14 protein-coding genes are annotated in these 15,446 nt (G+C 31.2%); 6 read left to right on the plus strand and 8 right to left on the minus strand.

Features of this window, described 5'->3' with window-relative positions; translation table 11 throughout:
- The first annotated feature begins 115 nt into the window (after positions 1–115).
- The 6 genes from ACFQ1R_RS00740 (at position 116) to ACFQ1R_RS00765 (ending at position 5,376) form a co-directional block, all read left to right on the plus strand.
- A complete protein-coding gene (locus tag ACFQ1R_RS00740) occupies positions 116–1,540 on the plus strand; it encodes an ATP-dependent DNA helicase (RefSeq protein ID WP_379924168.1) in 1,425 nt (474 codons plus the stop codon).
- 20 nt (positions 1,541–1,560) lie between these two features.
- The gene (locus tag ACFQ1R_RS00745) at positions 1,561–2,136 is read left to right on the plus strand and encodes a DUF4126 domain-containing protein (RefSeq protein WP_379924169.1); all 576 of its coding nucleotides are present in this window, start codon (positions 1,561–1,563) and stop codon (positions 2,134–2,136) included.
- A 126-nt stretch (positions 2,137–2,262) separates the two neighbouring features.
- The gene (kdsB, locus tag ACFQ1R_RS00750) at positions 2,263–2,991 is read left to right on the plus strand and encodes a 3-deoxy-manno-octulosonate cytidylyltransferase (protein ID WP_379924170.1); all 729 of its coding nucleotides are present in this window, start codon (positions 2,263–2,265) and stop codon (positions 2,989–2,991) included.
- Complete coding sequence (locus ACFQ1R_RS00755; protein ID WP_379924171.1) at positions 2,982–3,686, plus strand: HAD family hydrolase; 705 nt, start codon at positions 2,982–2,984, stop codon at positions 3,684–3,686. The genes kdsB and ACFQ1R_RS00755 overlap by 10 nt, the downstream gene beginning before the upstream one ends.
- Positions 3,687–3,743: 57 nt before the next feature.
- Positions 3,744–4,826, plus strand: a complete 1,083-nt coding sequence (locus tag ACFQ1R_RS00760; protein ID WP_379924172.1) for an iron-containing alcohol dehydrogenase family protein — start codon at positions 3,744–3,746, stop codon at positions 4,824–4,826.
- A gap of 1 nt (position 4,827) precedes the next feature.
- Complete coding sequence (locus tag ACFQ1R_RS00765; protein WP_379924173.1) at positions 4,828–5,376, plus strand: 1-acyl-sn-glycerol-3-phosphate acyltransferase; 549 nt, start codon at positions 4,828–4,830, stop codon at positions 5,374–5,376.
- 158 nt (positions 5,377–5,534) lie between these two features.
- Here ACFQ1R_RS00765 and ACFQ1R_RS00770 read toward each other — a convergent pair whose 3' ends face one another.
- The 8 genes from ACFQ1R_RS00770 to ACFQ1R_RS00805 form a co-directional block, all read right to left on the minus strand.
- A complete protein-coding gene (locus ACFQ1R_RS00770; protein ID WP_379924174.1) occupies positions 5,535–8,129 on the minus strand; it encodes a zinc-dependent metalloprotease in 2,595 nt (864 codons plus the stop codon).
- Positions 8,130–8,274: 145 nt separating this feature from the next.
- Complete coding sequence (locus ACFQ1R_RS00775; protein ID WP_379924175.1) at positions 8,275–9,258, minus strand: Gfo/Idh/MocA family protein; 984 nt, start codon at positions 9,256–9,258, stop codon at positions 8,275–8,277.
- 104 nt (positions 9,259–9,362) lie between these two features.
- Positions 9,363–10,082 (minus strand): YebC/PmpR family DNA-binding transcriptional regulator, encoded by a 720-nt coding sequence (locus tag ACFQ1R_RS00780; protein WP_379924176.1) that lies wholly within the window; start codon positions 10,080–10,082, stop codon positions 9,363–9,365.
- Positions 10,083–10,192: 110 nt separating this feature from the next.
- Positions 10,193–10,492: a 4a-hydroxytetrahydrobiopterin dehydratase gene (locus ACFQ1R_RS00785; protein ID WP_379924177.1), complete on the minus strand. Its 300-nt coding sequence runs from the start codon at positions 10,490–10,492 to the stop codon at positions 10,193–10,195.
- A gap of 54 nt (positions 10,493–10,546) precedes the next feature.
- Positions 10,547–11,377 (minus strand): sugar nucleotide-binding protein, encoded by an 831-nt coding sequence (locus tag ACFQ1R_RS00790; RefSeq protein WP_379924178.1) that lies wholly within the window; start codon positions 11,375–11,377, stop codon positions 10,547–10,549.
- 13 nt (positions 11,378–11,390) lie between these two features.
- Entirely contained in the window at positions 11,391–12,305 is a 915-nt protein-coding gene (locus ACFQ1R_RS00795; RefSeq protein ID WP_379924179.1) for a glutaminase, read from the minus strand.
- A 1-nt stretch (position 12,306) separates the two neighbouring features.
- Positions 12,307–13,389: a glycine cleavage system aminomethyltransferase GcvT gene (gcvT, locus tag ACFQ1R_RS00800; protein WP_379924181.1), complete on the minus strand. Its 1,083-nt coding sequence runs from the start codon at positions 13,387–13,389 to the stop codon at positions 12,307–12,309.
- A 230-nt stretch (positions 13,390–13,619) separates the two neighbouring features.
- Positions 13,620–15,182 carry a PQQ-dependent sugar dehydrogenase gene (locus tag ACFQ1R_RS00805; RefSeq protein WP_379924182.1) on the minus strand — a complete coding sequence of 521 codons (1,563 nt, stop codon included), beginning with the start codon at positions 15,180–15,182 and terminating at the stop codon, positions 13,620–13,622.
- Positions 15,183–15,446 lie beyond the last annotated feature (264 nt).

Consider the following 15,446-nt stretch of genomic DNA (forward strand, 5'->3'; position numbering starts at 1 on the left):
TTTAAATAGTTTATTAAAGGTGTTTCGCAAATCTACAATTTTTTTTTAATCGTTAAAATCAATTCACAGTAAAAATCATTACTATCTTTGAATAATTTATAATTTATAAATATTAATGACCTCTTCTGAATTCTATTCCCTTATAAAACAGCAGTTTCCGTTTCAACCTACTATTAAACAAAATATTGTTTTACAACAACTTTCAGAGTTTATCATTAATAAGGTTCCAAACACCCTTTATGTGCTTAAAGGCTACGCAGGTACAGGAAAAACAACCATAGTTGGTAGTATTGTTACTAATTTATGGAAGGCAAAAAAAAGCGCTGTACTACTAGCACCAACGGGTAGAGCAGCTAAAGTTATTGCCAATTATTCTGGAAAAGAAGCTTTTACAATTCATAAAAAAATATATTTTCCCAAAAAAGAAAAGGGTGGTGGTGTATCGTTTGTATTGCAACCCAACAAACATAAAAATACTATTTTTATTGTAGATGAAGCATCTATGATACCAGACACGCCAGGCGATTCAAAATTATTTGAAAACGGTTCGTTGCTAGATGATTTAATGCAATACGTATATTCAGGGCATCAATGCAAGCTTCTTTTAATTGGTGATACCGCTCAATTGCCACCTGTAAAGTTAGATTTAAGTCCAGCGCTTGATGAAAATATGTTAGCCCTAAATTATAACAAGGAAGTGACCAAAATGGAATTGGATGAAGTTGTTAGGCAAGAACAAGATTCGGGTATTTTGGTAAATGCTACCGTTTTAAGAGAAGCACTATCTAATAATGTAAACGATTCATTTAAGTTTGATTTAGCAGGTTTTAAAGATATTGTTAGGCTAACTGATGGTTATGAAATAATGGATGCAATAAATGATGCATACAGCAGCTTAGGCAACGAAGAAACAGCCATAATTGTTCGAAGTAATAAACGTGCCAATTTATACAACCAACAAATACGTAATCGTATTTTGTTTAATGAAAGTGAGCTATCTGCCGGCGACTATTTAATGGTAGTAAAAAATAATTATTTTTGGGTAAAACCAACTAGTGAAGCAGGTTTTATAGCCAACGGCGATATTATTGAAGTTTTAGAAATTTTTAGAATTGAAGAATTATATGGGTTTCGCTTTGCGGAAGTAAAGATTCGCATGGTAGATTATCCTAGAATGACACCTTTTGAAACCGTTTTACTTTTAGACACTATTGAAGCTGAAACACCATCATTATCTTATGAAGATTCAAACCGATTGTATCAAGAAGTGATGAAAGATTTTGAAAACGAAACTAGCAATTATAAAAAGTTTATAAAAGTGAAAGCAAGCAAACATTTTAATGCGTTACAGGTTAAATTTTCGTATGCTATTACCTGTCATAAATCGCAAGGTGGCCAATGGAATACTGTTTTTGTAGAGCAGCCTTATTTGCCAAATGGTATTGATAAAGAGTATTTACGTTGGTTATATACCGCAATAACAAGAGCCAAAGAAAAATTGTATCTTATTGGTTTTAAAGATGATTTTTTTGAGATTTAATTTCTTGATATTATAATTGTATGACAATAGAAACCATCATCAGTATTTGCCTAGGTATCGGACTTTCAGCGTCCGTAGGTTTTCGTGTGTTTTTACCATTATTCGCTTTAAGTTTAGCAGCTTATTTTGATGTTTGGCAGTTGAATGATTCTTGGCAGTGGATTGGAAGTAGTACAGCATTAATTACACTTGGTGTTGCAACTCTAGTAGAGATTTTCGCCTATTTTATACCTTACATTGATAACCTTTTAGATACCATCTCTGTACCATTAGCGGCTTTGGCTGGTACTGCAGTAATGCTTTCAACTGTGGCAGATTTAAGTCCTGTAATCACATGGGCATTAGCCATTATTGCGGGTGGAGGAACGGCTACAGCCATTTCAGGAACTGCAAGTGCAACACGATTAACATCAACAGCTACAACAGGTGGTATTGCAAATTCTTTAGTTTCAACGGTAGAAACTGGTACTTCAATAGTTATGGCAATAGTTTCCATATTTCTGCCGTTGTTAGCATTTATAGTTGTACTTATTTTACTTTACATCATTTTCGTCTTATATAAAAAGTTTACACCAAGTAAAACCAAAAACCACTAATATTTATGTTATTTTTGACGCAGAATTTTTATTAATATGAAACGAGCATGTTAAATATTTTAATGATTTAATAAAATGATTAATAGCGAACAGCATGCGACAATTGAACAACAATAATTACATCGCATGAAAATAATTTCGATGATTCCGGCACGTTATAGTGCTTCACGTTTTCCAGGTAAACTAATGCAAGACCTTGGTGGTAAAACAGTTATTGTTCGTACCTATGAAGCTACTGTAAACACCAAATTGTTTGATGATGTTTTGGTTGTTACCGATAGTGATATTATTTATAATGAAATTGTAAATAATGGCGGAAAGGCGGTAATGAGTAAAAAAGAACACGAATGCGGAAGTGATAGAATAGCAGAAGCAGTTGAATTTTTAGATATTGACATTGTTATTAATGTGCAAGGTGATGAACCGTTTACTGATAAAGAATCGTTAGAGAAATTGATAGCTGTTTTTAAAGATGACCATGATAAAAAAATAGATTTAGCATCATTAATGGTTCATATTACTAATGAAGATGAAATAAACAACCCAAATACCGTAAAGGTCGTTCTTGATAAGTTTGATTTTGCTCTTTATTTCTCAAGAAGTCCAATTCCATACCCAAGAGATAAAAATGCGGGTGCTAAATATTTTAAACACAAAGGTGTTTATGCCTTTAGAAAAGAAGCGTTGTTAGATTTTTATCGATTACCAATGCTAACTTTAGAAGCTTCAGAAAAACTAGAACAATTACGTTATCTGGAATATGGTAAGCGTATAAAAATGGTTGAAACATCTACCGAAGGTGTAGAAATAGATACACCAGAAGATTTAGAACGCGCTAAAAAACAATGGAAATAAATTATCAAAACATAAAAGTAATTGGCTTTGATGCCGATGATACCTTATGGGTTAACGAAACATATTTTCGTGAAGCCGAAATGGAATTTGGCAACTTATTGTCTGAATACGAAACTTTAAATACTATAGATCAAGAGCTTTTTAAAAAGGAAATTGACAATTTGCCAATGTACGGTTATGGTGTAAAAGCTTTTGTGTTATCTATGGTTGAAAGTGCTTTAGAACAATCAAATTATAACATATCAACAAAATCTATAGAGGCTATTTTGAATATAGGAAAAGATATGCTTAACAAACCAGTTGAATTATTAGATGGTGTTGAAGATGTGTTAAAAGTATTATCACCAAAATACCGATTAATTTTAGCAACAAAAGGCGATTTACTTGACCAAGAGCGTAAATTAGAAAAATCGGGTTTAACAAAATATTTTCATCACATTGAGGTTTTAAGTGATAAAAAAGAAGCTAATTATTCTAAATTATTAAATCATTTAGATATTAAACCTTCAGAGTTTTTAATGATTGGAAACTCTTTAAAATCAGATGTTTTACCTTTAGTAAACATAAAAGCACATGCTATTCACGTACCATTTCATACCACTTGGGCACACGAGCAAGTAACCGAACAGGAAACCAATGGCAAAACATATAAAACAATTAATACTTTAAGAGACTTACTTAAATTATTAAATTAATGAACTTGTAAAATTAAAATTGTAGTATTTTTACGTTCGAAAAAGAAAAAATATTAAATGAGTTATAAAAACTTTCCAATGGTGCCAAGAGTTATTTTTGGCAGAGGTAGTTTCAATCAGTTAAGTGAAATTTTAGCCCCAAAACGCTTAAGCATTCATGCGCCTTTTATTTTTTTGGTAGATGATGTTTTTAAAGGAAATGCTTGGTTAACATCAAGAATTCCATTATCTTATGAAGACAAAATTGTTTTTGTTTCAACCATAAAAGAACCAACAACCATACAAGTTGATGATTTAGTTGAAGATATTATTTTAACAACAAAAGCATTACCATCAGGTATTATTGGTATTGGTGGTGGTTCGGTTTTAGATTTAGCTAAAGCTGTTTCAATAATGCTTACTAACGAAGGTGAAGCAAAAGACTATCAAGGTTGGGATTTGGTAAAAAACGAAGCTATTTACCATGTTGGTATTCCAACTATTTCTGGTACAGGTGCTGAAGTTTCTAGAACTACTGTACTTATTGGTCCTGAAAAAAAACTAGGAATTAATTCTGATTTTACACCTTTTGACCAAGTTATTTTAGATTCTGAACTTACTAAAGATGTGCCAACAGACCAGTGGTTTTACACAGGTATGGATTGCTATATTCACTGTATAGAATCTTTAACAGGTACATATTTAAATACTTTTAGCGAAACGTATGGCAATATGGCTTTAGAACTGTGTAAAGAGGTATTTTTAGAAAACAATTTAACCAAAACAGAATCTGAAGAAAAACTTATGATGGCTTCATGGCATGGTGGTATGAGTATTGCCTATTCACAAGTTGGTGTAGCACATGCTATGAGTTATGCTTTAGCTTTTTTACTAGGTGTAAAACACGGTATTGGTAATTGTATAGTTTTTGATCATTTAGAAGAATTTTACCCAGAAGGCGTAACGTTGTTTAAAGCAATGAAGCAACAGCATAACATTACATTACCGCAAGGTATTTGTGCTAATTTAAGCGATGCAGATTTTGATAAAATGATAAGTATCACTTTAAATTTAGTACCACTTTGGGAAAATGCATTAGGCAAAAACTGGAAAACCATCATAACTCCTAAAAAGCTTAAAGAACTTTATCAAAAAATGTAATATGCAGTGGTTAGCCAAACGTATCTATTTTAATTTATTAGGATGGAAAGTTGTAGGCAATACCCAAATATCAAAAAACACCATTAAAAAAGCTGTTATTATAGCTGCACCTCATACAAGTTGGCACGACTTTTACATAGGAATTTTATTGCGGTCTGTATTAAACGTTAAAACCAATTTTATAGGTAAAAAGGAACTTTTTATTTTTCCATTTGGATTACTTTTTAAAGCATTAGGAGGCGTGCCAATAGATAGAAGTACTAGTGAAAATAAAGTAGAAATTATAGCTAATTTATTTGAAGAAAAAGAAGAATTTAGAATAACTTTGTCGCCCGAAGGAACAAGAAAAAAAGTAGCGAAGTGGCGAACAGGTTTTTACTATATAGCTAAAAAAGCCAACGTTCCAATAATTATGTTCACACTCGATTTTGAAAATAAACAAAACAGAATATCTGAACCTTTTTATCCTACGGAAGATATAGAAGCCGATTTTAAATTTATGCAACAGTTTTATGAAGGTGTAAAAGGAAAAATTGCTGAATATTCATAAATATGGCATAGAAATTGAAATAATTATAATAATTGTGTAGTAGTAATGAAACATAAAGTAAACAATACCATTTGTTCCTAAAAAGAAACATCACTAAATCACAAAATAAAAGCTACCTCGAATGAAGTAGCTTTTTTTATTTTAAACAATTTACAAGTTTATTTCACGTCTTCTAATGCATTATCAATAAGTATTTTTAAATGTTGTTTATGTGCTATTGAAGCGACATCACCTGTTGAACCTGCCATTGTTTTAATATTTTTTAAATTATACAAAGCCATAGACTTTGCATTGTTTGTGTAATTATCACCTTGTTTTCCAGTTAAAATACCAATCAACATATTTGTATATTCTAACTGAATATTTTGTCTGAAAGAATTAACGTTTCCATAAATATCTGCTTTAAAAATAGCGTTATTTAAATCAGTCATAAACGCAGATAATTTGTATTCATTTCCATATAATTCAGAATCTGTAATTCTTTGTAATGTATTATAATGTAAAAGATGATTCAATACATTTTTTTGATACGTTAGCACTTGATTATGAATTTTTGGATCTTCAGGCGTTCTAAAATTAAAACCTCTACGTTGTACTGCTAAATAGTTAAATAGCTCATTAGGTACATCAAACGCATTAGGAGCAAATACATAATTACTTAATGCTGCCATAGCACGCTTTTGATCTTTTAAACTTACAGGCGTATAAGGTTTTGTTCCACCGCTTTGTCCTGCCATAGCACGATCAATATATACACCACCAATAAACCTTGAAATGATGCCAGCAGATGTTGCTTTTTGCGAACTTAATAAGTAATAAACACGTCTAAGTTCCTCATACGATTCACCAGATTTTGTAAACTTGGTTTTAGCATTTTTCATTAAATCGTTTGATAATTCCATACGATCTATTGCCCATGTAATTTGGTCGTTTGATTGGTCTGAAACATTAACTCGTGGGTCAATAGCTTTTCCAGGCGCGCGCATATCATCAGCATCATTTCCAAAAATATGCTCTGGTTTGGTAGACTCGTTTAATAACGCTTGTCTTTCATTTTCAGATTTAAAAGGCGTATATCCTAACTGAATTGCCCAAATATCATAAGGTCCAACCGTAACATCATCATATTGTCCTTGTTTAGTTCTATCTCTAGTAATGTTTAATGCCGCATAATCCATTACAGAAGCTGTTAAACATTTTCCTTCAATAAATTCTGCATCATTTAATTGCGCTGGTGAAAATAACTGACTTGCTTTCATATTATGGTTTAAGCCTAACGTGTGTCCAACTTCGTGCATAATAAGTGCTAACATCGATTCTTTTTTGATGCGTTCCATCTCTAAATCTGAGTTCGCAAATGTTGAAGCTGCAGCGTTTGCAAACATAATTTCTTCTTGTATTTGATGCCCAAGTGAACAGTATAAATGGTCTGTATTGTTTTCTTCTGAAGCTTCAAAAGGTTTTTCAAGTGAAGCTAAACTAAAAACTTTATCATAAAACACACGATTTGTAAAATGAACAAATTCTAGCATAATATCTGCACCTAAAATTTGACCTGTTCTTGGGTTAACAAAACTTGGACCATAGCCACCAAAAGGCGGTTCAGGAGAAGAAGTCCAACGTAATACGTTGTGTTTTAAATCGCCAGCATCCCAATCAGCATCATCTGGTTGTACTTTTACCACCATAGCATTTTTAAAGCCTGCTTTTTCAAAGGCTATATTCCATTTTAAAACACCTTCTTTAATAGTTTCTCGCCATTCTAAAGGCGTAGAGTTTTCTATCCACCAAGTAATAGGTTCAACAGGTTCAGAAATAGCAGCATTAGGATCTTTTTTTACTAAATGCCATCTATGAATTAAATCTCTATAATCAATGCTATTGGTTGTGGTTTTATCATCAATTTGGGTGGTGAAATAGCCAACTCTTGGGTCATCATATCGTACTTCATAATTATTTTCTGGCATAGCCATTAAACTTTGAAATACCTTTATGCTAACGTTTCTACCATCTGCTACAGCACTTGAACCATTATTTAAAACAGAAGGTGATGTATACACATATTCTACTTCTAGGTTTGTGTTTTCAGAATAGTTTTTAATAGAATTAATTTTTGTTTTTGCTTTGTTTAAACTTCCAAGTTTGAAAACTGTTGGCGATTCTCCTGGCGAACTTGGTCTTTTAACTTGTGCAAAGGTTTCGTTTAAAAAAAGTTCGTCTGCTTTAATTAAATAAAGTCCCTTTTTTTTATCGTATACTTCAATTTGTAAACTAGCTAAATTACCATTGGTAATATTAGCGTCTTTTGATTTTGATAATGGACTTTCAGGATCAAAATAAAACGACGTGTTTTGAGCAACAAATTCTATTTTGTCAAAATATTTTTCAATTTTAACAACTTTAGAACCCATGTAAGAACCTCTATTTACTCTACCTACATCTAAAACGCCATCTGCAATTTGACTGAAGTAAATAAATTCTTTATTTACTTGATTGTCAGATATAATCATTTGTATGGTTCCTGTAATGGTGTCTTGATAAATGGGGAATAAACCATCAATTTTTTTACTAGTTTTTACTAGTTCTGCAATTGTTTTTTCCTTTTTAGTAGGAGGTGCAGGAATTTCGGTAGCATCACCTTTTTTGTTTTTCTTTTTCTTGTCTTGAGCTTCCATATCTTGAACAGATACAAATAGAAGCGCTGTAAAAGCAATGCAAATTAGGTTAGTAACCCGTGAATGTTTTTGTTTCATAGTGCAATAGGAATGTTAGCAGGATGTTATCCTTTGATTATTTTTTTGAATTAGTCAAGCTAAAAATACTACAAAACAATTTATTATATACCAGTGATAATGTTAAAAGGTGTTTATTGTTGTTCGTTTAAATTTAATAATCAGACTATATAACTCCTAAAATTTTATCCATTACCCAATTGGCATGAAGTGCTGTTTTTCCTGTTGATGGATGCTGAGAATTTTTATTAATTAGCATATCGCGCATACTTTCAACATGGTTTATTTGTATATGTGTAGGGTTATCAATAAAAAGTTCTTCATTTTTTGTAACACTTTCTAAGACTAATGCATTTTCATGAAAAATAGAAAATTCAATTTTACCATCACTTCCGTAAATAGAGACTTTATCTATAGAATGATGAGAGTCAAAATTCCAGCTACCCGAACCAGTAACATTTGTTTCATGCAACCAGCAAGCAGTTATAGCATCTTTTGCTGTATAATTATTTTGCTGGTTTAAACTAATACCATGAACTTCTTTAATATCACCTAATAAAAAATTGAATAAATCTAAACCATGACTTGCTAAATCATCAAAATATCCAGCAGGTGCTATGTTGGCATCTGTTCGCCAATTATAATTTTTTGATTTATCAATGGCACTTGCCGGTTTACTAAAATGCCAATTAATGTGTCTAACGTCACCTATATAATTATTATTTAACCACTCTTTAATTTTTAAAAATCGAGGTAAAGAACGTCTATAATATGCTACAAATAGTGGAATGTTTTTTTCATTAAAAGCATTAAATACTTCTAAACTTTCAGCATAAGTAGGTGTCATAGGTTTTTCAATACAACAAATTTTACCTGCTTTGGCCACTTTTAAGGCATATAGCTTGTGGGTATCTGGTGGTGTTGCAATATATATGGCATCAATAGTTTCATCATTAATTAAATCATCAGCATTGGTATAATATTTTTTAATACCATGCCTTTTAGCATAATCTTTAACTTTTTCTTCATCACGTCGCATTACAGCTACCAACTCAAAACCTAACGTGTTTTTATATGCTGGTCCACTTTTAACTTCGGTAACGTTACCACATCCAATAATTCCCCACGTAATTGTTATATTATTTGTCATTTTTAATACACATATGTTTATTTTTTAAAATTATAACTTTTTTCCCTAATTAAAAAGGCTATCAATTTCTGATAGCCTTTTTAATATTTAAAGTTCTAATAAATTTAATCTTCACTTTCCTCCATGGTGTGATATACGTTTTGCACATCATCATCATCATCTAACTTTTCTAAAAGTTTTTCAACATCGGCAACTTGTTCTGGTGTTAAGGCTTTTGTTACTTGCGGAATACGTTCAAAACCAGACGATAAAATTTCAATACCTTTTTCCTCTAAAGCAGCTTGTATAGCTCCAAAACTTTCAAAAGGTGCGTAAATTAAAATGCCATCTTCATCTGCAAAAACTTCTTCTGCACCATAATCTATAAATTCTAGTTCTACTTCTTCTGCATCTAATCCTTCTGCATTTATTCTAAAATTACAGGTATGATCGAACATAAAAACTACCGAACCTGAAGTACCTAAACTACCATCACATTTATTAAAATAGCTTCGTACATTGGCTACGGTTCTAGTATTATTATCAGTTGCAGTTTCAACTAAAATGGCAATACCGTGTGGTGCATAGCCTTCAAAAATTACTTCTTTATAATCACCTTGACCTTTTTCGGTTGCTTTTTTTATGGCACGTTCAACAGTGTCTTTAGGCATGTTTACTGCTTTTGCATTTTGCATTACAGCTCTTAACCTAGCGTTACCTGCTGGATCTGGACCACCTTCTTTTACTGCCATTACAATATCTTTACCAATACGAGTAAAGGCTTTACTCATGGCAGACCAACGTTTCATTTTACGTGCTTTTCTAAATTCAAAAGCTCTTCCCATAATTTCTGTTTAATATTAAAAGTTTAAACGTTTTTAAACTGTGGCAAATTTAAAAAAATCTGCGAATTGAAATAATAGTTATTAATTTTTATAATAGTACTTAAATACTTTTATGCGTCTTCATCTTCTGGTTCTACAATGGCTTCTATGGCTTCGGCTAATTTGAAATCTTTTTCGGTTACACCATTGGCACTGTGCGTTGATAAAGAAATGGTTAAAACATTATATGTGTTAGACCAATCGGGGTGATGGTTTAAGGCTTCACATTCAAAAGCAATTCTACTCATAGCACTAAAGCAATCTTTGAAATTGTCGAATTCAAATTCGGCATGAATGGCATCATCATAATAATCCCAATCTGGAAAATGTAATAATCGTTTTTCTATAGCTTCTGCTGAAAGTTTACTCATAATTATAGTTTTTAAATTTTCATCAAGTTACTAATTTCAGAAATTAAAATCAACTTATAGTTCTAACGCTGTTAATATTTCCTGACTTATTAATTGTAAATTTTTTGGGAGTAAGTTATATTTTGGTAATACTGCCAAATAACGTTCATCATTTGTTGTATAGACTTGTTTTATAATAGGATTTTCAATTTTTAATGATTTGATAATGTCTTTAAAAAAATCATCATGATGTACCAAATCACTACTTCCTAAATGAAAAATGCCCGATTTATTTCGGTTTATTATGTAGTGAATTTGTTGTGTTACTTTGGTATCTGTGGTTACATTCATTATTAAATTTGGGAATACTTCTATAGGTTCTTTTTCTTTTGCATGCTGAATAATTTCATATATTCTGGGTGATTTTGAACCAAAAACCATTGGAAGTCTTAAAATAGCTACTTGGTTTTTAGGTAAGCGCAATAGCATGTTTTCAATTTTTATTTTGAAATGACCGTAGATGCTGTTGCTATAGGTTTTATCGGTTTCATAACTTGGGTATTTGCTGTATGCGTCAAAAACATTTGCCGATGATAGAAAAAGAAGTTTAATTTTTTTAGTAAAAACATATTCTGCTAAATGTTGATGTACTATAACTTGCTTTGAAAAATCACCACGAAGTGCTGAGATGATGATGGTTGGTTTTACAATATCTAAAATTTCATAAACATCATCTTCTTCAATATTGTATTGAAAAAAATGATTGTTTTTTTCTAATTGTGTGTTTGACGTATTGTAAGTGCCAAAAGTTTTAAAATAGGAGCAAAGCTCTTTATAAATGGCATTTCCTAAAAAACCATTAGCTCCTAAAATTAATATTCTATGTTTACCTTCTTGTTTATTCATTAACCACTTTTTTTTAAAAAATGGAAAGTTTAGTTTTTGTAGTAAACTGTTCTAAAGCCTGCATGCCTAAGAGGGAATTTCCTTTTTTATTAAGACCTGGCGACCAAGTTGAAATTATATAATGGTCGGGTAAAAGAGCAACAATACCACCGCCTACACCGCTTTTACCTGGTAAACCAACTTCGAAAGCAAATTCGCCTGCTTCATCGTAAAAACCACAAGTAAGCATTATGGCATTTATTCTTTTTGCTTGCGACTCTGTTAAATGTGCTGTGTTTTTCATGCAACCACCTTTATTTGCTAAAAATAAAAATGCTTTTGATAGTTGACTACATGACATTTCAATAGAACATTGATGAAAGTAAAAATCCAAAACATCATCAACAGTATTTTCTAAATTGTTGAACGATTTTAAAAGATTAGCCGCTGCATAATTTTTAAAACCTGTAACTTTTTCTGAATTTGCCACCGATTTATTGTAGTTTATACTATCATCACCTGCCAAATCTCTAACATAATTTAAAAAGTCTTCTTTCGGATTTTTTAAATGTGATAAAAGAATATCTGCAATTACAATGGCTCCAGAATTTATTAGTGGATTTCTAGGAATACCATTTTCAATTTCTAATAACGCCAATTGATTAAATGGATGACCAGAAGGTTCTACATCTACACGTTTCCAAACAGCTTCACCTATTAATGACATGGCTTTTGAAAGTGCCAAAACTTTTGAAATACTTTGTATAGAAAATAATGTTTCAAAATTACCAACACCATATTCGCTACCATTTAAGGTTCTTAAATGAATACCAAAATTAGTTTTATCAACATGAGCTAACTCTGGAATATATGATGCAATGCTACCTTTTTCAATAGTATTTTTAGCATCAATGTAAATTTCATCTAATATAGCCTGAAAATTTTGCATATTAACCTTTATAAAACGGTAGTTTTACAACAGTTGCAGGAATGGCATTTTTTCGAATTTGAACATAAATTTTGCTTCCAACTTCTGTAAAAACAGTTGGCACATAACCCAAACCAATACCTTTACATAATGATGGCGACATAGTTCCTGAAGTTACAATACCAATTTTATTTCCGTTGCTATCAACAATGTCGTAATCGTGACGCGGAATTCCACGTTCATCTAATTCAAAAGCAATTAATTTGCGTTGTGTACCTTGTTCTTTTTGTTTTTTTAAAGCTTCAGAGTTTGTAAAGTTTTTTGTGAATTTTGTTATCCAACCCAAACCAGCTTCTATTGGTGATGTTGTATCGCTAATATCATTACCGTATAGACAATAACCCATTTCTAAACGTAAGGTATCGCGAGCTGCAAGTCCGATAGGTTTTATGCCAAAATTGTTTCCAGCTTCAAAAACTTTATCCCAAATTTGTTTTACTTCACTGTTTTTACAATAAATTTCAAAGCCACCGCTACCTGTATAACCCGTTGCTGAAATTATAACATGTTCAATGCCTGCAAAATCGCCTACAACAAAGTTGTAAAAGTTTATAGCAGCTAAATCTTGACTTGTTAAACTTTGCATAGCTTCTATGGCTTTTGGACCTTGAATGGCGAGTAAGGAATAATCATCACTTAAATTGCGCATAGTAGCACCAACATCATTTTTTGATACAATCCAGTTCCAATCTTTTTCAATATTGCTAGCGTTTACAACTAATAAGAAGGTTTCTTCTTTAATACGATATACAATTAAATCGTCTACAATACCGCCATCATCATTTGGTAAACAACTGTATTGTGCTTTGCCAATTGTTAGTTTTGAAGCATCATTACTTGTTACTTTTTGTATTAATGCTAATGCGTGTTCACCTTCAATTAAAAACTCACCCATGTGCGACACATCAAAAACACCTACAGCATTTCTAACTGTTTCGTGTTCTATATTAACACCTTCGTATTGAACAGGCATGTTAAAACCTGCAAAAGGAACCATTTTTGCACCAAGTGCTTCGTGTGTTTTTGTTAAAGCTGTATCTTTCATTTTATGGATGTTTTAAGTAATTAATTGTATTTGACTAAACAAAAACAACTTAACGACATACTATTAAATAGTCATTATTTTTAAACGAAAGCAAATGTATTGAAAATTTATGGATGGTAATTTTAAGCTAAGTTAAAATGTGGTTAAATGAACTTTTTAAAATTCGCTTAACCACATTTAAAATACTTATTTGTGCTTTCAATTTTAAAGTGAAAGCAACTTTTTTTAATCTAATTTAAAAGTATTTGTTTGTGTAAAAACAAGTTACTGTTATATAATTTTAAAATGTAAATACCTGAAGGTACATTGTTAATACTAAATTCATTTAAACCAGATTCTAATTCTGTAAATTGTTTAACTACTTGCCCAAGTGTGTTTATTAACTCTGCTTTAAAATTTGTTTCGTTAGATTTTTTTATATCTATGTATAGTTTATTAAAAGTTGAATTTTGCCATGTTTTAAACACATCATCTGCATTTAAATTTTCTACAGATAAAGATTCATTAACCGTGAATTTTAGTATGGTACCTGGGTTTTGAACACTAGATACTTGATTAAAACCGGAAGCATCTGATGTTTTTCCAGAACTATCAGTAATTATGTAAATAGATTTTCCGTCAGGACTAACAACAATATCACGATACCTATTTGGCGTATAAAAATGTTGTATTGGTTCTCCAACAACAGCTGTACCATTAGCATCTAATTTTAATCTGTAAACCCTACCTTTTTTCAAACTAGTTATTAGTAACGAATTTGTCCAGTTTGGTATTGCATTACTTTCATAAACAGCAATACTTGATGGTGCTATGTTTGGGCGACACATCCAAGAATCGGTGCATGCAGGATCTTTATAAGCATTTGGTAAAAACATTGACAATAATGGATCTTGATAATTAGGAGCTGTAAAAGAAGTTTCGGTGGTAAGACATCCATCTGAATCGTACATTAAATTGTCTTTAACGCCAGCTACAAATGGCCAACCATAATTTTTACCAGAATTTATAATATTAACTTCATCATCAGAACTTGGCCCATGTTCATCAGAATATAATATACCATTACTACCAAAAACAAGCCCTTGCGGATTTCTGTGACCGTAGGTGTAAATATGACTTACAACACCATTAATTTCTGGATTATCAGAAGGAATGGTGCCATCAAGATTTAATCTTAAAATTTTACCAGGATAATTAGCCCAATTTTGTGCATTAATTTCTTGTTGTGTTGGTAAAAATTGTGCTAAATTAGTATTGCAATTTTTAACACCTTGATCACCAATAGTATAATAAATTTTCAGGTCCGAACCTATTATAAGTCTACCAGAATTATGGTCATTACTTGCAGGTAAATTGCTTATAAGTATAAAAGGAGATGCTAAAGAGCCATCGTTTCCATTTATTTGATAAGTATATCTAACTATTTTTTGTTTTCTTTGACCCTGTGCTAAATAGGTGTAAGACACATAAACATACGGGTTTGTTGAAAGTAATTCAGGATGAATAGCCATACCTATTAAACCATCTTGCCCACCAGTAGAAGATACATCGGCTATTTGAATTAAATTATCTCGTTGCCCATTACTAGGGTTAATTCTGGCTACAATTCCAGTAGTTTTTTCAGTAACCCAAAGATAATTATCTGGACCATAATTTAAATCCCATGCAGAATTCAATAAATTATTAGACCCAATTTGAGTCATTGTAAAGGTTTCGTTTTGAGCGTGATTAGTGTTTGCTACGAGTACAAATAAAACTAATAAAATGGTTTGGACAGCGTTCGATAATCGCATAATCTTTTGGTTTAGTTGGCAGTTAAAAAATGATTTTGTAAATAAACAATTTTGTAATTTATAAAACAACAAAAATGTAATCGATTGCTTTTTTAACATTAAAAAAAGCAGAATGTGTTAAAATGATTATTACTATTTAATATTGTTTTAGACAATAATTATAATCTTAATTTAGTAACCAAATTTTAGTTTTAAATTGTAATTTATTAAATTTACTTAAATTATTTTAAAATATTAATTATCAGTATTTTATAAATTAATTTC

The sequence above is a fragment of the Mariniflexile jejuense genome, assembly GCF_042675665.1.
Lineage (GTDB): Bacteria > Bacteroidota > Bacteroidia > Flavobacteriales > Flavobacteriaceae > Mariniflexile > Mariniflexile jejuense.

Coding starts and splice junctions, on each gene's coding strand:
- ACFQ1R_RS00740 (WP_379924168.1), top strand. CDS start 116: ATGACCTCTTCTGAATTCTATTCCCTTATAAAACAGCAGTTTCCGTTT.
- ACFQ1R_RS00745 (WP_379924169.1), top strand. CDS start 1,561: ATGACAATAGAAACCATCATCAGTATTTGCCTAGGTATCGGACTTTCA.
- kdsB (WP_379924170.1), top strand. CDS start 2,263: ATGAAAATAATTTCGATGATTCCGGCACGTTATAGTGCTTCACGTTTT.
- ACFQ1R_RS00755 (WP_379924171.1), top strand. CDS start 2,982: ATGGAAATAAATTATCAAAACATAAAAGTAATTGGCTTTGATGCCGAT.
- ACFQ1R_RS00760 (WP_379924172.1), top strand. CDS start 3,744: ATGAGTTATAAAAACTTTCCAATGGTGCCAAGAGTTATTTTTGGCAGA.
- ACFQ1R_RS00765 (WP_379924173.1), top strand. CDS start 4,828: ATGCAGTGGTTAGCCAAACGTATCTATTTTAATTTATTAGGATGGAAA.
- ACFQ1R_RS00770 (WP_379924174.1), bottom strand. CDS start 8,129: ATGAAACAAAAACATTCACGGGTTACTAACCTAATTTGCATTGCTTTT.
- ACFQ1R_RS00775 (WP_379924175.1), bottom strand. CDS start 9,258: ATGACAAATAATATAACAATTACGTGGGGAATTATTGGATGTGGTAAC.
- ACFQ1R_RS00780 (WP_379924176.1), bottom strand. CDS start 10,082: ATGGGAAGAGCTTTTGAATTTAGAAAAGCACGTAAAATGAAACGTTGG.
- ACFQ1R_RS00785 (WP_379924177.1), bottom strand. CDS start 10,492: ATGAGTAAACTTTCAGCAGAAGCTATAGAAAAACGATTATTACATTTT.
- ACFQ1R_RS00790 (WP_379924178.1), bottom strand. CDS start 11,377: ATGAATAAACAAGAAGGTAAACATAGAATATTAATTTTAGGAGCTAAT.
- ACFQ1R_RS00795 (WP_379924179.1), bottom strand. CDS start 12,305: ATGCAAAATTTTCAGGCTATATTAGATGAAATTTACATTGATGCTAAA.
- gcvT (WP_379924181.1), bottom strand. CDS start 13,389: ATGAAAGATACAGCTTTAACAAAAACACACGAAGCACTTGGTGCAAAA.
- ACFQ1R_RS00805 (WP_379924182.1), bottom strand. CDS start 15,182: ATGCGATTATCGAACGCTGTCCAAACCATTTTATTAGTTTTATTTGTA.